The organism is Wolbachia endosymbiont (group A) of Sturmia bella, assembly GCF_964030905.1.
Classification (GTDB): Bacteria; Pseudomonadota; Alphaproteobacteria; order Rickettsiales; family Anaplasmataceae; genus Wolbachia; species Wolbachia pipientis.
In genome coordinates this window covers 17,113-42,171 of the sequence record NZ_OZ034988.1, presented here as the reverse complement: position 1 = coordinate 42,171, position 25,059 = coordinate 17,113, and the positions used below count along the sequence as shown (strand labels likewise).

At 33.9% G+C, this 25,059-nt stretch carries 25 protein-coding genes, 2 other RNA genes and 4 pseudogenes; 16 read left to right on the top strand and 15 right to left on the bottom strand.

Annotated elements, in window-relative coordinates; all coding sequences use genetic code 11:
• Nucleotides 1-106 precede the first annotated feature (106 nt).
• A complete protein-coding gene (locus ACQH3L_RS00220; RefSeq protein ID WP_223823149.1) occupies nucleotides 107-358 on the top strand; it encodes a J domain-containing protein in 252 nt (83 codons plus the stop codon).
• A gap of 19 nt (nucleotides 359-377) precedes the next feature.
• On the opposite strand, the gene ACQH3L_RS00215 is transcribed toward ACQH3L_RS00220, so the two are convergent.
• Entirely contained in the window at nucleotides 378-1,907 is a 1,530-nt protein-coding gene (locus ACQH3L_RS00215; RefSeq protein ID WP_223823148.1) for an N-acetylmuramoyl-L-alanine amidase, read from the bottom strand.
• Between the two features lie 68 nt (nucleotides 1,908-1,975).
• On the opposite strand from ACQH3L_RS00215, the gene ACQH3L_RS00210 reads away from it, so the two are divergent.
• The 3 genes from ACQH3L_RS00210 (at nucleotide 1,976) to ACQH3L_RS00200 (ending at nucleotide 4,607) form a co-directional block, all read left to right on the top strand.
• On the top strand, nucleotides 1,976-2,146 hold the full coding sequence (locus ACQH3L_RS00210) for a J domain-containing protein (RefSeq protein WP_010082675.1): 171 nt from the start codon (nucleotides 1,976-1,978) through the stop codon (nucleotides 2,144-2,146).
• A 104-nt stretch (nucleotides 2,147-2,250) separates the two neighbouring features.
• Complete coding sequence (locus ACQH3L_RS00205; RefSeq protein ID WP_006280242.1) at nucleotides 2,251-3,480, top strand: cytochrome b; 1,230 nt, start codon at nucleotides 2,251-2,253, stop codon at nucleotides 3,478-3,480.
• A 368-nt stretch (nucleotides 3,481-3,848) separates the two neighbouring features.
• A complete protein-coding gene (locus ACQH3L_RS00200; protein ID WP_010963022.1) occupies nucleotides 3,849-4,607 on the top strand; it encodes a cytochrome c1 in 759 nt (252 codons plus the stop codon).
• A gap of 138 nt (nucleotides 4,608-4,745) precedes the next feature.
• On the opposite strand, the pseudogene ACQH3L_RS00195 reads toward ACQH3L_RS00200, so the two are convergent.
• Nucleotides 4,746-4,844: pseudogene (locus ACQH3L_RS00195) on the bottom strand (IS5 family transposase); the annotation flags it as partial.
• A 47-nt stretch (nucleotides 4,845-4,891) separates the two neighbouring features.
• Here ACQH3L_RS00195 and ACQH3L_RS00190 point away from each other — a divergent pair.
• Together ACQH3L_RS00190 and truA are read left to right on the top strand one after the other, a co-directional pair.
• A pseudogene (locus ACQH3L_RS00190) lies at nucleotides 4,892-5,014 on the top strand (IS630 transposase-related protein); the annotation flags it as partial.
• Nucleotides 5,015-5,085: 71 nt separating this feature from the next.
• Nucleotides 5,086-5,823: a tRNA pseudouridine(38-40) synthase TruA gene (truA, locus tag ACQH3L_RS00185; RefSeq protein WP_010963021.1), complete on the top strand. Its 738-nt coding sequence runs from the start codon at nucleotides 5,086-5,088 to the stop codon at nucleotides 5,821-5,823.
• Nucleotides 5,824-5,902: 79 nt separating this feature from the next.
• On the opposite strand, the gene dnaN is transcribed toward truA, so the two are convergent.
• From dnaN to ffs, 7 genes are all read right to left on the bottom strand, one after another.
• Entirely contained in the window at nucleotides 5,903-7,060 is a 1,158-nt protein-coding gene (gene dnaN / locus ACQH3L_RS00180) for a DNA polymerase III subunit beta (protein WP_038199350.1), read from the bottom strand.
• Nucleotides 7,061-7,183: 123 nt separating this feature from the next.
• On the bottom strand, nucleotides 7,184-7,681 hold the full coding sequence (locus tag ACQH3L_RS00175; RefSeq protein ID WP_006279310.1) for an invasion associated locus B family protein: 498 nt from the start codon (nucleotides 7,679-7,681) through the stop codon (nucleotides 7,184-7,186).
• Complete coding sequence (locus ACQH3L_RS00170; RefSeq protein ID WP_010963019.1) at nucleotides 7,674-8,567, bottom strand: RNA polymerase factor sigma-32; 894 nt, start codon at nucleotides 8,565-8,567, stop codon at nucleotides 7,674-7,676. The genes ACQH3L_RS00175 and ACQH3L_RS00170 overlap by 8 nt, the downstream gene beginning before the upstream one ends.
• A gap of 318 nt (nucleotides 8,568-8,885) precedes the next feature.
• Nucleotides 8,886-9,599 (bottom strand): P44/Msp2 family outer membrane protein, encoded by a 714-nt coding sequence (locus ACQH3L_RS00165; protein ID WP_138264894.1) that lies wholly within the window; start codon nucleotides 9,597-9,599, stop codon nucleotides 8,886-8,888.
• Nucleotides 9,600-10,188: 589 nt separating this feature from the next.
• Entirely contained in the window at nucleotides 10,189-10,521 is a 333-nt protein-coding gene (locus ACQH3L_RS00160; protein ID WP_010963017.1) for a YbaB/EbfC family nucleoid-associated protein, read from the bottom strand.
• A 3-nt stretch (nucleotides 10,522-10,524) separates the two neighbouring features.
• Nucleotides 10,525-12,126, bottom strand: coding sequence for a DNA polymerase III subunit gamma/tau (gene dnaX, locus ACQH3L_RS00155; protein WP_010963016.1), 1,602 nt, complete (start codon nucleotides 12,124-12,126; stop codon nucleotides 10,525-10,527).
• A gap of 15 nt (nucleotides 12,127-12,141) precedes the next feature.
• Nucleotides 12,142-12,241, bottom strand: an RNA gene (ffs, locus tag ACQH3L_RS00150) — signal recognition particle sRNA small type.
• Between the two features lie 232 nt (nucleotides 12,242-12,473).
• Here ffs and ACQH3L_RS00145 point away from each other — a divergent pair.
• Together ACQH3L_RS00145 and ACQH3L_RS00140 are read left to right on the top strand one after the other, a co-directional pair.
• Nucleotides 12,474-12,590, top strand: a pseudogene (locus ACQH3L_RS00145) (WPE palindromic element domain-containing protein); the annotation flags it as partial.
• Between the two features lie 107 nt (nucleotides 12,591-12,697).
• Nucleotides 12,698-13,351, top strand: coding sequence for a glutathione S-transferase family protein (locus tag ACQH3L_RS00140; protein ID WP_010081992.1), 654 nt, complete (start codon nucleotides 12,698-12,700; stop codon nucleotides 13,349-13,351).
• A 1-nt stretch (nucleotide 13,352) separates the two neighbouring features.
• On the opposite strand, the gene ACQH3L_RS00135 is transcribed toward ACQH3L_RS00140, so the two are convergent.
• Nucleotides 13,353-14,000, bottom strand: a complete 648-nt coding sequence (locus ACQH3L_RS00135) for an O-methyltransferase (RefSeq protein WP_425384823.1) — start codon at nucleotides 13,998-14,000, stop codon at nucleotides 13,353-13,355.
• Nucleotides 14,001-14,250: 250 nt separating this feature from the next.
• On the opposite strand from ACQH3L_RS00135, the gene ACQH3L_RS00130 reads away from it, so the two are divergent.
• On the top strand, nucleotides 14,251-14,529 hold the full coding sequence (locus ACQH3L_RS00130; RefSeq protein ID WP_006279425.1) for a DUF2671 domain-containing protein: 279 nt from the start codon (nucleotides 14,251-14,253) through the stop codon (nucleotides 14,527-14,529).
• A gap of 29 nt (nucleotides 14,530-14,558) precedes the next feature.
• Here the strand turns inward: ACQH3L_RS00130 and ACQH3L_RS00125 are convergent, their stop codons facing one another.
• The 3 genes from ACQH3L_RS00125 to ssrS form a co-directional block, all read right to left on the bottom strand.
• On the bottom strand, nucleotides 14,559-15,263 hold the full coding sequence (locus tag ACQH3L_RS00125; protein ID WP_010081994.1) for a DsbA family protein: 705 nt from the start codon (nucleotides 15,261-15,263) through the stop codon (nucleotides 14,559-14,561).
• 54 nt (nucleotides 15,264-15,317) lie between these two features.
• Nucleotides 15,318-15,779, bottom strand: a complete 462-nt coding sequence (locus ACQH3L_RS00120) for a type II toxin-antitoxin system RatA family toxin (RefSeq protein ID WP_010963012.1) — start codon at nucleotides 15,777-15,779, stop codon at nucleotides 15,318-15,320.
• 19 nt (nucleotides 15,780-15,798) lie between these two features.
• Nucleotides 15,799-15,959, bottom strand: a non-coding RNA gene (ssrS, locus tag ACQH3L_RS00115) — 6S RNA.
• A 116-nt stretch (nucleotides 15,960-16,075) separates the two neighbouring features.
• Here ssrS and ACQH3L_RS00110 point away from each other — a divergent pair.
• Both ACQH3L_RS00110 and ACQH3L_RS00105 read left to right on the top strand, forming a co-directional pair.
• Nucleotides 16,076-16,666, top strand: a complete 591-nt coding sequence (locus ACQH3L_RS00110; protein ID WP_010963011.1) for an MlaC/ttg2D family ABC transporter substrate-binding protein — start codon at nucleotides 16,076-16,078, stop codon at nucleotides 16,664-16,666.
• Complete coding sequence (locus ACQH3L_RS00105; protein ID WP_425384822.1) at nucleotides 16,663-17,952, top strand: bifunctional folylpolyglutamate synthase/dihydrofolate synthase; 1,290 nt, start codon at nucleotides 16,663-16,665, stop codon at nucleotides 17,950-17,952. Before ACQH3L_RS00110 ends, ACQH3L_RS00105 begins: the two co-directional genes overlap by 4 nt.
• On the opposite strand, the gene ACQH3L_RS00100 is transcribed toward ACQH3L_RS00105, so the two are convergent.
• Together ACQH3L_RS00100 and ACQH3L_RS00095 are read right to left on the bottom strand one after the other, a co-directional pair.
• Nucleotides 17,920-18,381 (bottom strand): hypothetical protein, encoded by a 462-nt coding sequence (locus ACQH3L_RS00100; RefSeq protein WP_425384821.1) that lies wholly within the window; start codon nucleotides 18,379-18,381, stop codon nucleotides 17,920-17,922. The genes ACQH3L_RS00105 and ACQH3L_RS00100 overlap by 33 nt on opposite strands.
• A gap of 373 nt (nucleotides 18,382-18,754) precedes the next feature.
• Nucleotides 18,755-18,883: pseudogene (locus tag ACQH3L_RS00095) on the bottom strand (DnaJ domain-containing protein); the annotation flags it as partial.
• 624 nt (nucleotides 18,884-19,507) lie between these two features.
• Between ACQH3L_RS00095 and recA the strand changes: the two are divergent.
• The 5 genes from recA (at nucleotide 19,508) to ACQH3L_RS00070 (ending at nucleotide 25,056) form a co-directional block, all read left to right on the top strand.
• Nucleotides 19,508-20,575 carry a recombinase RecA gene (gene recA, locus ACQH3L_RS00090; protein WP_425384820.1) on the top strand — a complete coding sequence of 356 codons (1,068 nt, stop codon included), beginning with the start codon at nucleotides 19,508-19,510 and terminating at the stop codon, nucleotides 20,573-20,575.
• 187 nt (nucleotides 20,576-20,762) lie between these two features.
• Complete coding sequence (locus ACQH3L_RS00085; RefSeq protein WP_007548750.1) at nucleotides 20,763-21,455, top strand: phosphatidylserine decarboxylase; 693 nt, start codon at nucleotides 20,763-20,765, stop codon at nucleotides 21,453-21,455.
• Entirely contained in the window at nucleotides 21,452-22,222 is a 771-nt protein-coding gene (locus tag ACQH3L_RS00080; RefSeq protein ID WP_010963007.1) for a CDP-alcohol phosphatidyltransferase family protein, read from the top strand. The genes ACQH3L_RS00085 and ACQH3L_RS00080 overlap by 4 nt, the downstream gene beginning before the upstream one ends.
• Nucleotides 22,223-22,244: 22 nt before the next feature.
• Complete coding sequence (locus ACQH3L_RS00075) at nucleotides 22,245-23,588, top strand: alanine/glycine:cation symporter family protein (RefSeq protein ID WP_038199325.1); 1,344 nt, start codon at nucleotides 22,245-22,247, stop codon at nucleotides 23,586-23,588.
• Nucleotide 23,589: 1 nt separating this feature from the next.
• On the top strand, nucleotides 23,590-25,056 hold the full coding sequence (locus tag ACQH3L_RS00070) for an alanine/glycine:cation symporter family protein (protein WP_070356966.1): 1,467 nt from the start codon (nucleotides 23,590-23,592) through the stop codon (nucleotides 25,054-25,056).
• Nucleotides 25,057-25,059 lie beyond the last annotated feature (3 nt).

The following is a 25,059-nucleotide window of genomic DNA, read 5'->3' as shown; positions in this document are numbered from 1 at the left end:
GTCATTCATCTTTTTTCTTTTTTTAGTATTCATAGTAATTACATTTGTCTTGCCTAGCGTTGTTATATTTTTTCTTTTCCTGACAAAAAAAAATAATATGAGTTTCATGATGAACTCTATATTGAGTAAGTTTTTGAACGAATTTAGTAGCAGTAGAAGTTATACTGAAAATTACACTGGTGATAACATGTCCAAGGATGAAGCATTAAAGATACTGGGGCTGAATCCTGAGGCAAGTCAAAATGAAATCAATAAAGCATATCAAAATTTAATGAAATTAGTTCACCCAGATAAGGGAGGCTCGGAATATTTTGCGCAAAAGCTAAATGCGGCACGTGATAAATTGTTAAAAAAGTGATCTTAAAAAAAGTTTTCGTTTAACGAATTTCTTCCTTTGCTTTTTCTAAATACTCCAATATTGCTTCATGTAGTGCAGTCCATGTTATCTGTTCTTCCAGGGAAGGTATAAATTCTTGTCTCCAAGCATTCTTAAACTCCTGAAACCACTGTTTTTCAAAACCCTGAAATTCTAAAGAAATATCTACTTTAAAGCTATCAATTAAACTGGAAACTTCTGCAGCTTTAGAGCTATCTAGTGATTTTAAAGATAACACTCCACTCTTTAAAATCTCTAACTCTTCCAATACATTAAGCTTAAATGGTTTATAGAGTGAAGACCATATGCGATATCTTAAATAAGAATCATAGTATAACTTAATTTTGTACATTAAAGTGGTAGATGCATCAGGAGAAATGTTATTCTCATATTGTGCAAGAGAAGATAATAAATTCTCATAATCTACTTTGCTTAAACATGGTTGTAGAGTCGATTTAATTTTTTCACTAAAGGTTAGATAACTAGAAGAAATGCCATGACTATATTCACTAAAGAATTCAGGAAATATATCTGCTTGTTCTAGTTTAAGAGGTAGATCTTTTCTAATTTCTCTTGGTAAATTATGTATTGAAAACTGATAAATAACCCATACAAAATTCTCATCAAACTCATCTGAGTAATCAGCATTATTATCAGGAAAAATTACATTACCTTTCTTATCATTCCAAGGTTCTATCTTATAGAAAAATCTGTTCAGCCTTTGTTTTAATTTCAAAATACCTTCATTTCTATCACCTGCTTTATACAATGTTTTGCCCATTTTGTGTTTAGCATCTTTAGGGTTTATTCTGTCACTTATGTGCAATCCAATTTCATTTTTCTCTAATAACTCCCAATCAAACAATTTGTGTGGATCTGGTTTACGCATTGTATAGCCAAGCTCTGGATCATACACTATAGTTCCTATTTCAGAATGACTAAATATCATATCCCTTTTAATTTTAAAACGCTCCATAAGGTATAAAATCAGCTCTTTAACAGATCTCATTTGCTCTTCCGGAAAAGGCTCAAGTCCTGTGTTTACAATTTCAATACCTACAGAATAGTTGTTAAGCTTCCGTAACTCTTCAAGCTTACTATCTACCTTAACTCTTGCATAACTAATACCAGCATGCCATGCTTCTTTCTCTAATGGAACCATTAAGGTGATGCTGCCATCCCTATCGACAATAAAATGAACTGACAATCCTCTAGCATTCAGCGTATCTTTTGTACCTTTTAGTGTTGATGTTTCAGTATGGTGAACTATAACCATTAACACTTTTTTACCTGCCCTATCACCATAATTTAAAGCTGAAGCTGGATCTAAAAATAACAAATCCTGATCTTTCAATAATGGTAATTTTTCTTGTAAATCTTGAAAATCATTCTCGATATTGCTTGAACTGGATACTTGCCCAGATATGAGAAATGCTGAGACAGTAATCAGTAAAACTAATAAATATTTGTTGACTTTAGATAGTTGGATTTTCATACCATCTTCATAAACACTTTGTAGATAATTTTTCATTATATAGTTAGAATAGGGTTGTTGAATAAATTTACAAGACAAAATCATACTAGTCTGGTAGTAGTAACATGTTCAGAGATGGAGCATTTAAAGTGCTAGGAATAGATTCTGGAGCGAACCAAAATGAAATCAATAAAGCATATCAAAATTTAATGAAATTAGTTCACCCAGATAAAGGAGGCTCGGAATATTTTGCACAAAAATTAAACGCAGCACGTGACAGGTTGCTGAAGAGGTAATTAATATTGCTTTAAAGTTTTTATTTGTGCGTAAAGGATAAGTTGCTACAATAAAAAAATAAGATAAAAGTAGCAATGGACATGTGTTCAGAAAGGTTTAAGTTATGCAGGAAGATAACAAAAAAGAAACAATAAAAGAAGAAAAAGGCATATTAGGATGGATAGAATATAGATTGCCTATATTTTCTTTTCTAAGACACACTGCTTCTTACCAAGTGCCAAAAAACTTAAATTATGCTTGGAACTTTGGCTCTTTGGCTGGTATAGCGCTGATTTTACAAATAATAACAGGTATATTTCTTGCTATGCACTACACTCCGCATGTTGATTATGCGTTTAATAGTGTAGAGCGCATAATGCGAGATGTGAATTACGGGTGGTTAATACGCTACACTCACGCTGTTGGAGCATCGCTCTTCTTTATGGTAGTCTATGTTCATATAATGCGTGGATTATATTACGGATCTTATAAAAGACCGAGAGAGATGGTGTGGTTTATTGGAATATTTATATTTTTTGCAATGATGGCAACTGCCTTTATGGGATATGTATTGCCTTGGGGACAAATGAGTTTCTGGGGTGCAACAGTTATAACCAACTTATTTTCTGCTATACCTTTAATTGGCAATAAAATAGTTATATGGTTATGGGGTGGTTTTTCAGTGGATAACCCAACACTTAACCGTTTTTTCGCTCTGCATTATCTTCTGCCTTTTGTTATTATTGCTTTAGCTATGCTTCATGTGATAGCTCTGCATAGGTTTGGCTCTGGTAACCCAAGTGGAGTGGAGGTAAAATCAGATAAGGATACCATCCCTCTCTATCCTTATTATATAGTCAAGGATTGCATAACTTTTGGTCTGTTTTTTGTAGTTTTGTTCGCATTTGTTTTCTATGCTCCCAATTATCTTGGGCATCCAGACAATTATATAGAAGCTGATTCTATGGTCACTCCGGTACATATAGTGCCAGAGTGGTATTTTTTACCTTTTTATGCAATGCTACGTTCAATTCCAGATAAACTTACTGGTGTGCTTACCATGTTTGCGTCTATTTTAGTGTGGTTTTTGTTACCTTGGCTTGATAAATCAAAAGTTAAAAGTGGTGCTTATCGCCCGGTGTTTAAGAAATTTTTTTGGGTTTTTGCAATAAATTTTGTACTTCTTGCCTGGCTTGGAGGACAAGAGGTAAAAGAGCCTTACATCACTATGAGTAGGCTATCTACTCTTTATTACTTTGCATACTTTGTGATAGTTTTACCACTGCTTAGTAAGTATGAAAAGCCAAAAGAACCACCAAAAACCTTAAGTGATTCTGTGCCGGAGATGAGGTGATGTCAATTCAAAGCAGATCTCTTACAAAATTCTCTTTCATCCCAGAGCTCTCTTCTGTCATCCCAGAGCCCTCTTTTGTCATCCCAGTGCTTGACACTGGGATCCAGAAAAAAAATAAATGGATTCCAGCATCATGTACACAATTGTATGAACGTTGTATACAACACACAGTGTCATTCCACTATCTTCCGTTGTCATCCCAGTGCTTGACACTGGGATCCAGGTATAAAAATACTTACAAATCATGCAATGGACAACAGATTCTAGGAGTGCATGATAACCATAATGTCAGTGATGAAATAAGCTGGATTCCAGTGTCAGCTACTTGCATGACATCAATTCGAAATTTACTAAAACAGTGGTTATGCATGGGATCTAATGTATTTGCAATCTTCTGCATGTTATTTCTATCTAGTCTTATATCTGCAGAAGAATTTAAATCATCACCAAATAAGAAAATAGACTGGAAATTTGATGGAATTGTCGGATCTTTCGATAGAGAGTCAATTCAGCGTGGCTATAAAGTGTATAAAGAAGTCTGTGCTGCTTGTCATTCAATGAATAGGGTAGCATTTCGTAATTTGCAAGATGTCGGTTTTTCTGAAGAAGATGTAAAACAAATAGCAGCTTCTTATCAAGTTAAAGATGGTCCGAATGATTTGGGTGAAATGTTTGACAGACCTGGAGTACCTTCGGATTATTTTATTGCGCCTTTTGATACAAAAGAAGCAGCTGCAGCAAGCAACAATGGTGCAGTCCCACCAGACTTATCATTAATTATTAAAGCAAGGCATGATGGTGCAAATTATGTCTATTCATTGTTAACAGGCTATCAAAACGGCGAACACGATGAAAATGATTTATATTTTAATTCGTATTTTCCAACAGGCAGATTAGCTATGGCGCCACCACTTTCTGAAGGAATGGTGGAATATGATGGTGCAAGGCAAGCCACAGTTGAAAATATGGCGTATGATGTGATAAATTTTTTACAATGGGCAGCAGAGCCAGAATTAGAGCGCCGGCATAAACTTGGATTAAAAGTAGTGGCGTATTTTATAATTTTAACAGTGTTTTTTGTATTAACTAACAACAAAGTTTGGAGCAAGCTCTATAAAAAGAAGTGATAGTCAATTTTGCCTCAAGCACAATGGTTGTCATCCAAGTAGCTAACACTGGTTCCTTTATGACGGTGTCATCCGAGTAGCTGACACTGGGATGGCTTTGTCGCATCGTACCTTATACGGTAATAATTTACGATAAATTCATGTAGCCATTTCGAATTTAGCCATACCAATGTCAGTAAATTTATTAAGCAAACAGCACTTAATGAGCAGTTCTTTTTCACGATTTATAGCTCTTTTCATAGAAGTCCGGATGTGATAAGGATAGATAATGATAAGGAGGTTGAATGCCAGCAGCATATAGTTATGATTTAAGAAAAAAAGCAATGGAGGCGCTAGACGAAGGAGAAAGCAGAGAAGCAGTGGCAGCAAGATTTAAGATTGGACGAACTACTTTATGGGAGTGGCAGCACTGTAGGCTTGACCATAAATTATGTTAAGATAGAAAATGACTATTTTAGATAGAGCTTGATGTAATGCAGTGCGATACAAAATAACGGTAGAATATAATGGTAGTAATTTCTCTGGTTGGCAAAAACAGCAACACTCTGCTAACTCAATCCAGGAGAAGATAGAAAATGCTATATTTAATTTTAGTGGTGAGAAAGTTACTTTGTACTGTGGTGGCAGGACTGATGCAGGAGTTCATGCTTTAGGACAAGTTGCTCATTTTGATATGGAAAAGGAATTTGAGCTTTATAGAATAAGGAATGCAATAAACTATCATTTAAAATCAATTCCTATAGTCGTGCTTAATGCAGAAGTTGTAGATGATGCTTTTCACGCACGGTTTTCAGCAAAAAAAAGATATTACGAATATAGAATAGTTAATCGCTATGCTCCTGCCGCTCTGGAAACGGGTTATGTATGGCAAGTGTTTAGCCCACTTGATGTAAATATTATGCGTGAAGCTGCTAAACATCTACTTGGAAAACATGACCTTTCAAGTTTCCGTTCAAAAGATTGTCAAGCCGCAAATCCGATAAGAACAATTGATGATATCGATATAATACAAAATGGGAATCATATACACATCAAAATATCTGCTATTTCCTTTTTACATAACCAAGTGAGGATTATTGTGGGTACTTTAGTTGAATTTGGAAAAAATAGAACCAATCCGCAAGAAATGCTAAATATATTAAACCAATGCAAAAGAAGTGCCGCTGGAGTTACTGCACCACCTTTTGGCTTATATTTGGTAAAGATAGATTACTAATTTAATAAAAGCTAGTGAAATAAGTGCCATACCGCCACGGTATCTCCAGATTCCGCTAACAAGCAGCGAGATGACGAGTTTAAGTTCTCATTGGCATTACTACATATAATGCACTTGAATCGTCTTCATCAGTGATAATTGTAGCACTATTACCATCGGCTAAGCTAAACTTACATTTATTTTTTATGCAGGATAGAACATCAAGTAAATAACGCGAGTTGAACCCTATTTCTATAGGGGCTTCATTGTAGTCTACTTCTATGGATTCAGTTGCATCACTGCACTCTTGGGAGTTTGAATGCAGAGTTAGCAGCTTTTCTTGTAGTGAGAATTTAATAGATTTTACTTTATCAGATACAACAACGGAAACTCGATCTATAACGTCTGAAAGTTTTTTACTTTCAATAATCATATGTTTATCTTGAGATGCTGGAATAACTGCTTTATAATTTGGAAAAGTTCCATCTATTAATTTTGATATTAGAATATATTCACCGCATGTAAACTTGATTTTTCTGTCTGAGAGTTTTACTTTAATTTCATTACAATCGTCCAATATTTTTAACAGCTCCATAACAGTTTTACGTGGAATGATCACACCAAATTCGCCATTGATGTTCCCAGGCTTTGGCCTCTTTATACATGATAAACGATGGCCATCAGTTGCAACGCAGTACAGAAATTGCTCATCTGTATGTAGATATATTCCATTTAAATTATACCTTGTATCATCTAGTGATACAGCAAATTTTGTTTTAGTTAATAAGTCTATCAGGTCTGTATTTAGTAGAGTAAAATCATGTTTATAATTGTCTTCTTCAAGAGCAGGAAAGCTGCTTGAAACTACATTCGGTAAAGAAAAGTTTGCATTTCCGCAAGACATCAATAATTTTCCTTGGTTGTTTACTTCAAAATTGACATCCAAATCAGCGGGTAACTTCTTCACTATGTCATGTAAAGTATGCGCTGAAATTTTTACTTCTCCTTCTGTTAATACGGTTGCAGCAAGTGAGGCAAACATTGAAATGTCAAGATCAGTTGCCATTAATTTTATGCTGCCGTGTTGTGCTTTGATATTTATACACGCCAAAACATCTATTGCATTACGCCTTTCAACCACTCCACTTACTCTGGATAATGTATTTAAAAGACTTGTGCGGCTCACGCTAAAACGCATCTGCTCGCACACAGAATTTTGCTTTTTGATTTCTGTATCTACACCTGCAACCTCTGACATTGCTAACTCTCAAAAATATATTTTAAATGATATCCACATCCCATATAAAGTAAAGTGCTATTTATATTTCCATTGAAAGAGTAGTCTAGTTTATACTATAGCTTGGTATTCTGTTACAATAATTTACTTTGTATGGCATAAATCATGCATTTTTTGATACGCTTTTTGAAAACCAAGTAGGGAATAAGTATCATCAATGGTCACTGTTTTTGTTTTTCCATTAACTACCATTGATAATCCCTGCTTCATTTTTAGAATGAGATCTTGATCTATTTTTGTATGCTCTGCCCACGCAAAACTTCCCTGTATTATGGGCAGTGTATATTTAATTTTTTTGTCGATATTGAGAGCTACAGGCTCCTTATCATACTGAAAACCAGAGGTAACGCTTACCTCATCTGCTTTTTTATCAACATAACTAACCATTACATACGGCTTGCGATTGGTTGTATAATATTCGCTTTTTTTCTTAGGATAGGATACAATATAACATACTTTCTCTCCATCTTCCAATGCAGTATACACGAGCCAATCTTTATATTTTTCCTTCAATTGTACATCACTAACCGATGCAAAAGCGCCTATCGAAAAAAATATTAGAAATATAAAAAAACTACGCATGCAAACCAAATTTCAAACTTTCAGATTGTATATATTGTTTTACCTTAGCCATCGCCTGCTCAGCCAACTGCCTTATTCTTTCTCTTGAAACACAATATTTTTTACTAAGTTCATCCAGAGTTTGAATGTTTTCAGACAAATATCTACTGATAAAAATGTCTCTTGCCCTTTCGTTGAGACTCGCTAGTGCATTGTTTAAAATTGTTTCTTTTAATTCTTTTTCTTCATGATTCTGATAGGTTACTTCTTGACTGACCAAGTTACATGGGATCATATCTTGCAACTCCCTTTTAGAGTCATCACCTATTTTTATGCAATCGTTTAGCGACTGATCCTTACAAGCCATACGGTAATTCATCTGCAGAACGTCTCCTTCGGATACAGAAAGCTCATTAGATATTGCTTTTATTTCTTCATTATTTAAAGTTTCCCTGTTTGTATACTGTAAAATTCTTTTTTTTATTTTACGTAAACTAAAAAACAATCTTCTTTGTGCTTGCGTTGTGCCTATTTTCACAAACGACCAAGATTTCAATATAAAGTCTTTTATTGAAGCTTCAATCCACCACACTGCATAAGTTGAAAAACGAAACCCTAAATCAGGATTAAACTTTTTCACTGCGTGCATTAAACCCATATTTCCTTCCATAACCAGGTCCATCAACAATAGCCCATAATTTTTGAATTTCATTGCAATTTTCACTACCAAATTCAAATGGCTGGTAATCAATTTATGAGCAGAAGAAACATCCTTATATTGGTTCCAATTTTTTGCTAATCGTACCTCTTCCTCTTGAGACAGCATAGGAAATTTTTGCACCCTAGCAATATATTGCATGAGATTGGTTCTGCTATCGACACATAAGTTTGCCATTGAGGTCAACATAACAACTTAAATCAAAACTTCATGCATATAATATATTGATTTTCCAGCAAAAATTCAAGCTTTGATTTGAAAAAAGTACAAATTTTCCATCTAATTTCTTGGAGACAGTAGGCCGCAGTGTTAGCTAATTGGATAACATTATGTAACCTTAGATGATATTCTACCAGTACAATGGTAAACGTTATAGCTTAAACACATAGCAAATAGTGTTATTCCAGTGCCTTGACACTGGAATCCACATTTCTTTTTTCTAGATCCCAGTGTCATGCCACTTAGATGGCAAGAAAAAACTCACTGGGATAACAAGACTGAGATAGACTAGAAATTAAACGCTACTCCAGCTTCTGCACCAACAGTGCTGTAAAGAACTTTGTATGCGCCTGCATCAGTAACCTGTCTGGTTGAATCTTTAGGATCTGTTTTTTTTCCATCAAAATTAGCACCATAAGAACCGAAATAACGAGCTCCAGCATAAAGTTTGACTTCTGGAGTTACATCATAACTAACACCAGCTTTTACTTGACCAGCAAAACCAAATTTACTTTTTTGATCATTCACAGCGGGTTCCAAAGGAGTGCTAATATACGCTGCACCAACACCAACACCAATGTATGGAGTGATAGGCATATCTTCAATTGCTATATCGTAATACACGTTCACTAATCCTGAAATTGCTGTTACACTGTCTGCAATAGTATTTGCTGGGTCAAATGTTACATCTTTAACATCATTTTTGTTTAGGTATGAATAAACTCCTTCAACATCAACCCTGATGTCGTCCATTTTGTAACCAAATGCACCACCACCAGCTATAAAAGATGGTTTTAATGGACTGTAATCACTCTTGTCTTTCTTATAGGTAATACCATCAACTTTTGTGAAAAGAGGTAAAAATTCACCGTTGTATTGCAAACGAACGTAGTAGCTAGTTTCTTCATCACTTATTGGACCAACAGGATCTGAAAAAGCAGAGTTTGATAAACTTAGCAACGTTGCTAAAGCGGCTGCTGAAAAAAACTTTTTATAATGCATAATTGTCCTCGTAAAAAAATTAAAATTCCACTTTAGCAGTCTAAGTAACAACTAAAGTTAAGTCAAGTGCTAACTTAATAACACAAAATATTCTACATTTTAACTAATTTTTAGGAGAAGACAAAGATTTTATTAATGAATAAATACGACTTTTGATTTTTTGGTATAGCTAACACAGGTAAGATTTACTATCGAAAGACCTCGTCATTCCGCTGCTTGTTAGCGGATGAGAAATCCACAACTGTACGAACATTGCAATTTGGGCCTACCAGTAGGGCAATGCCTCTTATCCAAGTACCATCTTCTTGTCATCCCAGTCTGGGATCCAGGAATTTTATTAAGTTGGTAAGCATAAAAGTAGCCGTTTTATGTTAAAACACAATGTTCTTGATGAGATTACGGCAAGGCTGGATTCCAGACTGGAATGACATCGTTTACTATGTGCCATATTGCAATGTTTGTACAGTTGTGGAATGAATCACGGTATGACGTAGGGCTATGCTAGTATAGGTACATTATATGAAGAAGTACTAGCGTTGGGAATATTAGAAAAAAAATACTTACACTAAAAGAAACTTCAGTAGTAAATTCAAAAAGGAAGTTTAAACCCAGATGGTAAACCCATCATACCTGCAAGATCAGAAGTTGCATTCGCCATATCTTCTTCTGCTTTTTTAACGGCATCATTAAACGCTGCTGTTACTAAATCCTCTACTATATCTTTTTCCTCATTTCTCATAAGTTCTAAGTCTATGTTCACCTTTTTAGCTTTATAGCTACCTATTTTTATGACTTCCACTAATACAGAAACTTTGCCACCACCAGAAATACCTTGAAACTCTTTTCCAACATATTTTTCTTGAGCTTCTGCAAGCTTTTTTTGCATCTCTTGCGCTTGTTTCATTATTTGACTAAAATCCACAACTTACTCCTTATTTTCTATATTAACTACTTTTGCACCTTTAAACGTGTCAAGGATATCCTTAACTGCAGGTGCATAATTTAAATTACTCACTTCCCTGTTTATATAACCTGTATCAACTGCAACAACCCACTCTTGCTGAGTCACCTGGTTTAAGTAATTTTTTAAATCATTGCAAAAATTACTATCTAACTTAGATACAGCTTTTAATTTTAAATATCCAGGTTTACAATCTATTAATTGTAGATTATTACACAGTTGTTTGTAAAGATAAATTTGGTTACTTCGCCTTAATAGTTGCAAAATCTTATCAAAATCGTAATTTTGTTGTTTATTTTCCACATGGATCCCAGTGTCACGCACTGGGATGACAGAGTGGGGTTGTTGTTTACTTTCCACATATTTTTTTGGATCCGAGTAGTCAGCTACTTGGATGACAGAGGGGGAAGGTGCAACAGGTCTGCCCTGTCTATTTCCTTGCTCTACATTCTGCGAAAGAACTTTTTTGATCACCTGTTCCGGAGAAGGCAGATCAGAAAGATAACAGAGGCTAATTAACATCATTTCAGCAGCAACATCGTTGCATGTTGAAGTTTTTATATCTTGAATACCTTTAAGCAACATCTTCCACAATCTCGAAAAAAATATTAAAGATCTCTTTATACTTAAATCTTTTATCCTATTCTTTTCATGCTCTGTAACTGCATTATCAATCTCTTTTGTAATCAAAAAACGGCATACTAACTGAATTGTTTGCAATAGACCTTCAAAAATACTAAGTGGGTTTGCTGTTTTTACCGCCTTGTCAAACACTGATAGAGCTTTCTGTAAATCACCTTCTAATATTGCCCCTAATAGATCGAATATAATATCTTTATCCACTAGGCCAAGTATGTCTGTCACATTTTTAGTGGATATTGCACCATCTTTGCTATATAGCACTGCTTGATTCATCAAAAACAAGGCGTTACGCATTGAATTTCCAGAGTGTCGTGCAATTAATTCTAATGCTCCCTTTTCAATGGAATAACTCTCTTTTTGTGCAACATCATTTAAACGTTCCACTATTTTAGCTACAGGAATGTTGTGTAAATCAAATCTTTGACAACGTGCAATAATAGTTATTGGTATCTTTTTTATTTCCGTAGTTGCTAAAATGAACTTTACACTAGATGGTGGCTCTTCTAGGGTTTTAAGTAATGCGTTAAATGCACTGCTAGATAGCATGTGTACTTCATCTATAATGTAGACTTTGAATTTAGAGCTTATAGGTGAATAGCAAATATCTCCCAGGATTACTTTAATATCGTCAATGCTAGTGTGACTTGCTGCATCGATTTCAATTACATCTGGATGGCTTGAATTTTTTATTGCTAGACAATTTTCACATGATCCGCAAGGTTCAAAAATTGGCCCCAGGGAACAATTCAAACATAAAGCTATTATCCTTGCAGTGGTGGTTTTACCAACTCCACTACTACCAGAGAGCAGTATAGATTGTGGGATTTTGTTTAAAATAAAAGCATTTTCTAATACACGCACTAATATATCTTGACCTACTAGATCTTTGAAGCTACTAGGACGATGTTTTAATGCTATATTCATAGCCTCGGATAAAACAAATAATGAAATAGGTATGCAACCCAAAAAGGTTCTGATATGGCTGCTTCATTTCTGATCTGACCAAATTACAGAGTTTTTGCCTGCATACCTTATAAAATATTATACTTTTTTTTTTATTTAGCAAGGTATATCCTATATTAGCTCTATAATTTGATATGTTAAATTTTTTACAGTGCTATTTTGAAGTAAACAAAAAGTTAGTTGTCATGCAAGTCACTACAAGATTGTCACTCCAATGTTTATTTATGTCATTTCAGCGCTTATTTATATCATCCCAGTGCCTAGGCATACAGCTGTATGAATGTTGTGATATAAGAGCAATTTTTACCGAAAAGGATGTCATCCCAGTGCTTGACTACTTGGATCCAGAAAACTTAACTGTAAATGAGCGCACTAGGCAATTGTATAACAAGAACTGGATTCCAGTGTCAGCTACTTGCATGACACTACCTGCTACGCAAACTTCTGTGGACTACAAAGAAAGTTCGTACAGTTGTAGGTCAAGCCATAGAGTAACAAAAAAAGGATATTGGTATAACAAAAGAGGAACATTATGATTTTATATCATTTTCCTCTTTGTCCATTTTCACGAAAAGTTAGAGCTTTTCTAAAAGAAAAAAAATTAGGCTGTGATCTAGTGTATGAAAATCCGTGGGAAAAGCGGAATGAATTTATGGAGATCAATCCAACCGGGCAAGTACCAGTGTTAATAGATAATAACTTTGTAATAGCGGATAGTAATGCCATTTGTGAATATATAGAAGAGACTTACAATAGCGACGTCAAATTACTTGGTTCATCCACTATTATTAAGTCTAAAATACGCGCTCTAATCAATTGGTTCGATAACAAATTTTACAATGAAGTTACTAAGTATATTATGAATGAAAAAGTAATTACTAACCGCAGCCCTGACTCTAGATTTCTTCATGCAGCTCAGCATAACCTGCCTTGCCATATGGAATACACCGAACACTTAATTAACAAGAACGTTTGGCTTGCAACTGATAAGTTCACTTTAGCTGATATTACTTTAGCATCGCATATTTCCGTAATGGATTATGTAAGTAGTTTTCCATGGGAAAAAAGTAAAATTTTAAAAGAATGGTACTCCATTGTTAAATCAAAGCCTTGTTTTCGTGAGATATTATTAGAGAGGATTTCTGGTTTAATCCCTCCTAAACATTATGCTGACCTTGATTTTTAACTTATGTTAGCTTTAAAGCTACAGTCATTCCTTCATCAGTTGGAATCAATATAGAGAAATATTTTTTTTCATCTGATAATCTATTATTAAACTCCCTCATGGCATGCCATGATTTTTCTGATACTTCTTTTGGAGGCGATTCTAAAAATACTGTGTTAAACAGTAGAGTGTTATCTGCAACGATTAGCCCATCTTGTTTAATGTATGACTCTGCCCAATCTAAATACTTAGGATAACTACTTTTGTCAGCATCAATAAATATCATGTCAAATGGTGCTTTTGCTGATAATTCATTAATTTTTTCCAGTGCATCGCCTTCTATTAGAGTAATTTTATCACTTAGATTAAAAGCACTAAAATTTTTTTTTGCTATTCTTGAGTGTTGAAGATTATTTTCTATTGTATATATATGACCGTCTTTTAGTAGAGCTTTTGCCATGCAAATCGACGAGTAACCGTATAACGTGCCAATCTCAACAATACTTTTGATTTTTTGGATTTTTATAAATAAACTTAATAGCTTTCCTTCTTCAGGGCCAATTTGAATATGTTGCTTTTTTTCAAGAATACAATATTCTTCTATTTTTTTATATTCTTTTGCAAATAGATTTCTTATGTATGACAATTTTATACTAAAATTATTACGCATATATTATAAATTAGGGAGACTTAATTCATACACAATTTATAAATATAATAATATAGTTTAAAATAATAAAAACATTTATTTTAAGTTATTATTTCATAGTATAAAATTTTAAGTGACAAAAATTATTATATATCGTACTATAGTTAACTAGTATAATAAACAGTCGATTATTATGCTAGAATTAAAGGGATTGTTTATGCGCATTCCTCTTTTTAAAATATAATTTTTATAATCAATTAGAGGGGGTTATATGTCTTATACTATTGCTGGTGAAGTTGAAACGTTAAACAAAAAATCTAACAAGAATGAAGGGGTTATGTTACTACATAATCCAGCTTATCGTGAAAAGTATAAAGAACGTTTTGATGAAGCTCAGAGAAAAGTTATGGATATGGTTCAGTTTTATGATGGGACAATAGTATTAATAGAGAATAAAATCGCTATGTATTACTACACTTGGCACAGTAAAAAAAGAGAGTTTGAGCGTAAAAAACAACAAACAGTAGTGAAAAACAATGACTCAGCATAGAGTCTTTTATATGGTAAGCTATAGTGGTATTACTTCACTATAGCTTTTCCATATAATTTATCTATCACATTAGTGAAATATTTCAGCTCTTTATACCCTCCATGTTTAACTTTATTATGCTCTATATATGATTTATCATCGTTAAGCTTGATGAAAAATATTGGAGTGGCTGTGATACCAAGTTTATTAATTGCCAGTGATTTATCATTTACGATTTTATCCATTATTTTCTTATCATTAATGCATTGGTTAAATGCATCTTGCTTTAAGTTGCTTAGTGCAGCAATTCTTTGTAGTAAAGTCAAATCACTTAAATTGTAGTAATTCCACGAATCTATTGAGTTAAAAACAGCTTTGTTAAAATTAAAGTAGTCTTCTTGTTTTTCGTAGCAATGACTTAGCATTGCAGCCTTTAGCCCTCTGTAATCCAAAGGAAAATGACGAAATATATATAACATCTTACCTGTGTCTATATATTTCTCTTTAATTTTAGGAAAAACATTCCTATGAAAAAGAGAGCAGTGATAACAAGTTAATGAAGCATATTCTATCATTAGAATTGGTGCTTTTGGATCTCCTAATAATTTATCATTAGGTAATGGCGATAATAGCTCATTTGATGTTATTTCATTGGTTTTTTTTTGAATGTATTGGTTATCGGATAAATCTTGCTTAACAACTGCATAAGAATTAACACTTATGAAAATTAATAAAAACAATAGTCTAAAAATCATTACAATATAAACACTTAACTTACTAAAAAAAATTATACATTTATATTAATAATGTCAAGATAACTTTTGTTTAGCAAGGCTTTCAGCCCTATCTTTAAATGCAGCAATTATTTTACTTTGTGTATACTTATATACTGAGTTTAATAAAGTGGAAAATGAGTTGGACTTAAACTTAAACTCTATATAAAACTTTACCATAGTTTTATTTTCATCTATGGGAATGAATTGCCATTCATTGTATAGATGTTTAAATATTCCATTTGATGATACAGCTTTTATCCAACCTTCATTTGTTCCACTTGGAGAAAGAGAAGTAACTTCTGATGTATATCTACCTTTAATTCCATGAAAAGCTGCGAGGAGATCCACAACCATTTGGTTGTTAATTTTTTCTTTTATATAAACGGCTTTGCACCAAGGAACAAAATCAGGATACCTTTCAACATCAATTACAATTTGGAATACTTCATTAGGCAAACATAGGAAAACACCCTGTTCTTTGTATTGATGAAGCATAAATGTTAAACCAATCAAAATAGGATCCGTATCTACCGTCAGCCTTAGTAGATTCCTGAGACTAAAGTTAAGGTGGGCATCGCGTATCAATTTCAACGAAATTAACAGAGGCAATTCCCTTGACTAGAAATTATCGCTCGGGAAATTTAACTTAACTCATAACGCATAGAACAGACCCTTAATTAATTGTAGATGATTTATACAAGGTGTGTCTATAGATATATTAAAGCTAGCGATTATTATTTAATCTTTATTAAACTTTGCATTCTAAGTATCATAGCTAATAAATATATCTTATGAACATTACTAAAGTTTTAACTATCATTGTTTTTATTGTAATTTCTTCAAGTGCTTACACTAATTGTACAGATCACAAAATTTTTGTGCATACTATGAAGCAACAAGTGGATGGTATATCTACAAAGGAGAATAAAAAAAACCGGGAATGTGTGCAAAAAAAGCTTCAGGAGGTCATTCAAAACAATGTTAACCTCAAAGGAATATCGCAATTCGTCATAGGAAAACATTGGGCTTTAGTTAAACAAAAAGAAAAAGAAGATTTTTTAAGAGAGTATGAAGTGTATCTTACGCGTTTGTGCGTTAAAATTTTATATAAATACATGCATGATAGTGAAATGATCATAATGAGTACAAAAGCAGTTGACGATGAAACTTGCTTAATTGGTACAAGATTTTCTTACGGTGATGAAGAATTTACAAATATTGATTTTAAAGTTACTAAAAATAACAGTTCTTTCTTGATAAGTGATGTTGTAATGAGTGGAATAAGTATTGCTATTAATCAACGTTATCAATTTAGTGAAAAAATCGACACGCATGGCATAGCAAGCGTTATAGCTGAATTAAAATGCAATAACAATCCATGATATATATGCCTCATTGGCCTAAGCCACTTGGTAGCAGGCCGAATGATTTTTCTCTTGATCGCATAAAAGGCTTTCTTAGCAAACTAGATAACCCCGAGAAAAAAGTGCCTCCCGTAATTCATATAGCTGGAACTAATGGGAAAGGCTCAACACTAGCATTTATAAGATATATAATGCAAGCAGCAGGGTATAAGGTACACGCATACACTTCTCCACATTTAGTGAGTTTTAATGAGAGGATAGTGATAGCCGGCAGCTATATCGACGATAATGAATTATATAGCTTATTAGAAGAATGTCGTGCAGTAATTGCAGAACAACCTATCACTCTGTTTGAAGCTGCAACTATTGCAGCTTTTTTAGCTTTTTCTCGTCATAAAGCCGATATAACTTTAGTTGAAGTGGGTATGGGTGGAAGGCTTGATGCAACAAATGTTATAGATAATCCGATTTTAACAATAATTACTTCCATTGCACTTGATCATACGGAATATCTTGGCCCTACTGTAGAAATTATAGCAGGTAAAAAGGCTGGAATAATGAAACCTAATGTTCCTTGCGTAATAGCACCGCAAGAAAAATCTATAGTGAACACGCTAGAACACCACGCAATAAATAAGAAATCTCCCTTGTATAGAGGAGGTCTTGAATGGAATTGCAAAAAAAAGAACAACAAAATGGTTTTTCAATCAGCTATTCAATCAATAGAATTTCCTTTGCCATCTTTAAAGGGTGATCATCAGGTGATTAATGCAGGCAATGCTATTGCAGCATGTAGTATTTTAAGTGGAAAGTATGAATTTGATATTGGAGAAGAGGATATCACTTCAGGTTTACAGTGCACTTATTGGCCTGCACGGCTAGAGTCTATAAAAGAAGGTAATTTAATTTTCCTACTACCGAAAGATTGGCAATTATTTTTAGATGGTGCACACAATAATGATGGTGCTAGAGTACTATCTCAGTGGGTAAAAGATAATTTTGCTGAAGGTATTTATATGGTTTTTGGTGTTACTAGTAACAGAAATGTGGAAGAGTTCTTAGAGCACTTAAAGCCATATATCAAGCTACTATGTGCGGTTTGTGTTAAGTCTGAACCTAAAGCAACAAATACAAATTTGATTAGGGAAAAAGCCAATAACATAGGAATAAAAGCAGTTGAATGTGAATCAATTGGCGATGCAATATCAAATCACATATTAAAAGCCTCTACCCAAAACGTCAAAACCATACTAATCTGTGGCTCATTGTTCCTAGCTAGAGACTTCGCTATGGAGAATAGCTAACTTTGATGATATTAACTGATCGATGGGGAAATAACTTTGATTGCTCATAGTACTGCTTGGCTTTTCGTTATCGACTTCTATAAACTGATCATCACCTTTAAATTGCTCCTCAATTGAATTTATAGCTGTCTTTTTGAGAATATAATTACTTGCAGCATTTAAAATAGGTGAAGTAACAATTAAAAGCGTGAATGGTAATGAAAGTAATAAGCCGGATAACATCATAGAGTTAGTTATACCAAAGCCGTTGGCAACTAAATCTAATCCCATACCGAAAAACATTAAAGATGTACAGATTGTGTTGCTCAAAATAACTGAATTTTTTAGCCACTTTAATTTAGTCCTATCACTCTTTGAAAAATTTTCGCATTCTTGGTCAAAGTTAAACAATAATAAAATATTAGTCTGATGATTAAACTCTTTCCCCATTTCTAGTATAAATGCTCTTAACAGCTAGATTTAAAATAGATCCTGCTAACAAGGGAGCAAGAAAATCTACTGCTATTGGTACATTAGAAGAAATACCATTAATTATTAAAAATGCAATTGATGTGAAGGATACTAAAAGAACTCCTAAGAGATTTGAATAAGAAGAATATTTTACATAAGCAGTTACATTATTGTTAATTGACTGCTGCTTATTATAGAGTTTATTTCTGCACTTATCATCTAAGTATTTTTGCAATTCTTCATAACTGCGACTCCACAACTTACCGCGTAATTCTTTTATTAAATTATTTCTTTTATTGAGACCTTTCTCCAATGGCTCTATTATAAATTCTTCAAAAAATGGCTTATTTAATGCAATAACCTTAAATTTCTCCTCCGCTTCTTTATTGTTTGGGTTTTTATCTGAGTGATATTTTAACGATAATTTACGGTATTGTTGACTAAGCTTTTTCTTAATATTCTTAATGTCAGAATTTACCACATCCTCCTTTTGAATATTAAATGTTAAAAACAACTGCTTTAAAGCGTGGTACTCATTTTCATTCAAAACATTTCTAGCCACATTACACCTACAAATTAACTAACTATTAATGTTCTATAATATACATATTTCCAAACTATGTCAATTATTTCATAAATATCTTTGGTAAAAATTATTTCTGTTATGACTAGCATGATAAGTGTATGAAGCGACTAAAATTGTCATTACAGCGCTTAGTGTACGACAGTGCTCCAACATTTAGGGTTGCAGTTTTCATGGCAGATCTGAGTAGCTGACCCATCTAAGAGGTGTCATTCAAGTAGCTGACACTGGAATGGCTTTGTTGCATCGCACCTTATACGGTAGTAATTTACAATAAATTCATGTAGCCATTTCGAATTTAGTCATTTCAGTGTTGGCTACTTGGATGACACCACCTGCTATGCTGCAAATTGCAACGTTCGTACACTAAAGTATAGTGTGTTACTAACGAAGGCAAACAAATATCTGCTTTATGAAAACGTTAATATTTTTCATTGAAATAATACATAAATACTAGAAAAACCTTGGCAGGTTATTCGCGTTTGATTATCATAGAGAATTATATAAATTAATAAATGATCTATGGCAAGTAACCCAGAAGAAAGAAATAGTGATAAACAAAAAGCGCTAGATAACGCAATAAGCCAGATTGAAAAAGCATTCGGTAAAGGTGCAATAATGAAGTTGAAGCAAAACCCTGTAGAAAAAATAGACACAATATCCACAGGATCAATTGCGCTTGATTCGGCTCTAGGTGTTGGAGGTCTGCCAAAAGGGCGCATAATTGAAATATTTGGCCCCGAGAGTTCTGGTAAAACCACTCTTGCCTTGCACGTGATTGCTGAAGCACAAAAAAAAGGAGGATCATGCGCATTTATCGATGCAGAACATGCATTGGATGTCTTATATGCTCGTAAACTTGGGGTAAGCACTGATGATTTAGTGATTTCACAACCAGACACTGGAGAGCAGGCGTTGCATATTGTTGAGTATTTAGTGTGTTCTGGTGCGGTTGATGTGATAGTTATTGACTCTGTCGCAGCATTAACTCCAAGAGCTGAAATTGAAGGTGATATGGGTGATCAACATATGGGGCTGCAAGCAAGGCTTCTAAGTCATGGGCTACGGAAACTAACCTCTGCCGTTTCAAAAGCGAACTGTATATTGATATTTATTAATCAAATTCGTATGAAAATAGGAGTAGTGTATGGAAATCCTGAAACTACCACGGGTGGAAATGCATTAAAATTCTATACTTCTGTAAGGCTTGATATAAGAAAAGTTGGTGTAATAAAAGACAAAGAAAATATTACAGGTAATGAAACAAGAGTTAAAGTTGTAAAAAATAAAGTTGCTCCTCCATTTAGAGAAGCGAAATTTGATATAATGTACAATGAAGGTATATCAAAACTCGGAGAAATAATAGATATGGGAGCAAAGCTTGGTGTGCTTGAAAAAGCAGGCGCTTACTATTCATATAACAACACACGTCTTGGTCAAGGAAGAGAGAATGTAAAAACTTACCTAAAAACAACCAAAGAAGTCGCAAATGAAATAGAAACGAAAATCAGAGATTTACTCAGAAATCATGATAATTCTATCATAATAGACGAGGATAGTGAGCAACTTTTAGAAGAATCAGTTTTCTGATCTAAACTTAGGCATTAGATTTTGTGTTGGACGGGTTGTTAGAGTATGACGGTAATTCTATGTGCTAATATAACAATCTGTAATGTTACCTTGTATCAAAAAGACTTTGCTGAAGCAGTTAAAAAAAGCTTTTCATGAGAAATTATAAATGATAAATTGTTAACAATAGGTTATTGTTAATAAGATTATGTGTTTTGGTTTACCTAATATAAACAGGGAAGGTTATTCATTTATAGTAGTTTCCTTTATAGTAACGTGTATAGCATTCTCTATATCTTGGGGGTTTGGCGTTACGTGCTTGTTTCCGACATTATTGTGTACTTATTTCTTTCGTGATCCAGCAAGAGCTGTGCCAAACAATAAGAATCTTATATTAAGTCCTGCTGATGGTGTGATTTCAAAAATTGAAGAAGTTAATTATCCTTTATCAGCAGAAAACGGAGAGGAGAAGAAGTTTACGCTTGTTAGCATATTTTTAAGTGTTTTGAACGTCCATGTGAACCGTATACCAATATCTGGTACGATAAAGGAAATGAGTTATAAAAAAGGCAAGTTTGTATCCGCAATGAGCAATAGGTCTAGTAATGAAAATGAAAAGCAGGTTATTGTAATTGAATACGAAAAGGGGAAAGAAATTATTGTGGAGCAAATAGCTGGATTAATTGCACGTCGTATCGTTTGTAATTTAGGAATATCCCAGAACGTAAAAGCAGGTGAAAGGTTTGGAATTATAAGGTTTGGCAGTAGAGTGAATATCTATGTTCCTGCTGATACAGAAGTCAGAGTTTCAGAAGGGCAAACTGTTATTGGTGGTGAAACAATTATAGCAAACTTAAATAAGGAAAACGTTCAAGAGAAGCTTACTTTTGACGTTATATGAATAACGAGGGAAGTAACAGTAGATTCTTACCTATTACTAAATTATTCCCAAACTTTATAACTTTATTGGGTTTATGTTCTGGTCTCACTTCACTTAAATTTACATTTAATGAACAATGGGAATTCTCAGTAATTTTTATCATCATTGCAGCAATAATAGATGGAATGGATGGCAGAATAGCTAGAATTCTAAAATCAACTAGCGATTTTGGAGCCCAGCTTGATTCTTTTGCAGATTTTCTAAATTTTGGTGCAGCGCCTGCATTTCTTTTGTATTTTTGGAAGCTAAACGAAATCAAAGTCATAGGTTGGATTTTAGTAATGATATACGTAATCTGCATATCAATAAGACTTGCAAGATTTAATGTTTCGCTACACTCAGAACAACCATACTGGGAAAAATTTTTCTTTTCTGGTGTTCCAGCTCCAGTGTGTGCTTTACTTTCTTTGTTACCAATAATTATTACCTTTCAATCTCATGAGAGTGAATACTTACTTCTCATAGAGCGATTTTTTAACACAAGAAACGTAGCTTGTTACTTTCTGGCCATTTCATTTTTTTCGATAAGTCACATTCCAACTTTCTCTGCAAAATATATTTATATTCCCAAAAGCCTATCCTATATATTTGTGTCATTTTTTGGAGTACTTATTGTATTTTTCATCAGTAAGCCCTGGATGACTCTACCAATTTTAGGTATAGTGTATACACTTACTATTCCAATAAGCATCGGGTTTTACATATATTTTACATATAAAACTCGTTAGCTAACAAAAAATAGAAAACTGCATGATTTTGAAGATAAGTGAACTATTAAATTCATTTCTGTATATAAAGATATTCAACATTCCATTTATAATTATTTGGGTAATTGCAACTGGAATCTTTTGTACTGCCCAGTTCAAATTCATTAACTTTAGGTTACTTAAATATGGAATACAGACGCTATTCAATCTAAAGTGTAATAACAGCAACAATGGCATAATCACTCATATTCAAGCGTTTGCAACAGTAATTTCAGGAACAGTTGGTCTTGGAACAATATCAGGAGTTGCAATAGCTATCACAATAGGGGGCCCAAGTGCAGTTTTTTGGATGGTAATTACCGGAATACTTGGTATGTCGATAAAGTTTGCCGAGGTGGTGCTTGCATTTACTTATCGCTCTGAAAATACAACTGGCGGGGCTTTTTATTACATGAAGTACGGGCTTGCAAAAATTGGATTTGCAAAAACTGGTAGATTTCTTGCCTTCACTTATGCGATTATGCTACTTATTGCAATGATTTTGGGCGGTATACCATTTCAAGCAAATCAAATAGCAGCACTATCAAATAACCTCCTAGAATACAACGCATCCATTATTATATCCCTGCTTGTCTTTATTGTAATATTGGGAGGAATAAAGCGCATTGCTTTCGTTTCAACGAGCTTAGCACCAATTATGATAGTGCTATATGTGGGTATGTGTATATATTTAATTTATGTAAACGGAAGTAATTTGCTGAATGCTCTATCCATAATATTCCAAGATATCTTCAATAAATCAGCTATAGGAAGCGGAGTATTGAGCGGATTAATAGCCGGAGTGAGAAGATCAGTGTTTGCTAACGAAGCAGGTACCGGAACAGCAGCTATAGCACATTCAGCTGTAAAAGAAGAAGATCCAATTAAAGTTGGGTGCGTTGCAATGATTGCACCACTTATAGACACAATATTAATCTCATTTTTGACTGGTATTGTGATCATTATCACTGGTATGCATAGCACTGATAACGTGGGTGATATTACACTAATTAGTTCGATATTTTCAACAGCTTTGCCCTTGTTCAGCAAGTTAGTTTTTCCGCTAATGATGTTTTCCTTTGCATTTTCCACAATAATAGCTTATTGTTACTACTGTGAAGTTGCTTTGCTGTATTTATTTGGTAGTAAAAAAATACTGATACCGTTCCAAATTCTTATAGTGGTTTCAGTGTATATCAGCTGTATGTCAAAGAATATAGAATTTATATCTTATCTAGGTGACAGTTTGTTTATGTGCCTTATGATTCCAAATGCTGTTGCAATATATCTACTAAGAAGGGAAGTTTTGAATACAATAGATTCTTATTACAATTCTAAAGGGTATTAACATGATTTATAGATTGCTTTGTATGGTGTTATTTTGCCTATTGTTTAATGATGTGTACGCTGCTTCAGGTTTTTACGAAAGTTATGACGCTGTGTTGAATGGAATAAATAACTTCATGAATGAAGTACTGTTTTTCAAGATCCTTTACGTGCCATTTATAATCCTTCTACTAGTTTTTGGTTATGTGTTTCTAACATTACGTTTTGGATTTCTCAACATAAGAATGTTTAAGCATGCGTTTGCTATTTTATGTGGAAAATATGACACGAATCACCATGATGGTCATATTACGCATTTTCAGGCATTTATGACTGCACTTTCAAGCACAGTAGGCCTTGGAACTGTTGCTGGAGTCGCAATTGCAGTTTCAATGGGTGGACCAGGAGCGGTGCCTTGGATGATGATTACAGGTTTTTTTGGTATGTCAGCAAAATTTGCTGAGGTAACGTTGGCGTTTAGACATAGAACAGAAGATCAGGACCAATTGTTTAGTGGTCCCTTTCAGTATATAAGGAATGGTCTGGAGGAATTTGGATTTAAAAAACTTGGTATTGTGCTGGCTGCCATGTATGCAGTATTCTTTGTATTATCAGGTCTTGGTGGAAGTGTAGCGTTTCAAACCAACCAAATGGTTTCAATATTATCTGGCTATTCAAGTTGGGTAGATGGTCACTCTTGGTTTCTTTCTTCCATAATTTCTGCGCTGCTTGCTCTAGTGATTATTGGCGGAATTAAAAGGATAGCTAGAGTATCTTCTGCACTAGTGCCTATTATGTCACTTATATATATCTTGAGTTGTATTATTATTATTGCATTTAATATTCATAACCTTGGTTATACGTTGAAAATATTATTTTCCACTATGATAGATTTCAATGCTGTTGGCGGAGGGATGGTAGGAGCATTTGTTGCTGGAATTCAAAGGGCAATCTTTGCCAGCGAAGCAGGTGTTGGTTCTGCTTCAATTACTCATGCAACAACTAAAGATGAAGAACCAGTAAGAACTGGACTAGTCGCTATGATAGAACCATGCTTTGACACAATGTTAATTTGCTGTTTAACAGGAATAACAATAGTAATAACAGGTGCATACCAAACAGGTGTTGGTGAGGGAATATTAATTACTCACAAAGCATTTGAGACAGTTTCTCCATGGTTTCCTATCCTTCTAACAGTAGCTGCTCCTTTGTTTGCATTTTCTTCAGTAATTTCGTTTGTATATTGTTGTGAAATGGGGTGGCTATATTTATTCGGTGCAAAAAGTATAGTGATATACCGCATAGCGGTAATAATTGTGGCGTTTTTCTCTGGTCTTTCTAAAGATATAATGGCTATTGCCAATATCGGTGGAACTTTATTCTCTTGTTTAGCTCTCATCAACATGACAGCGCTTATACTGTTTAGTAATCAGATTAACGATGAAGTTCAGTGCTACCTAAAAAGGCTGAGGAATAATAAAATTAATTAGGTT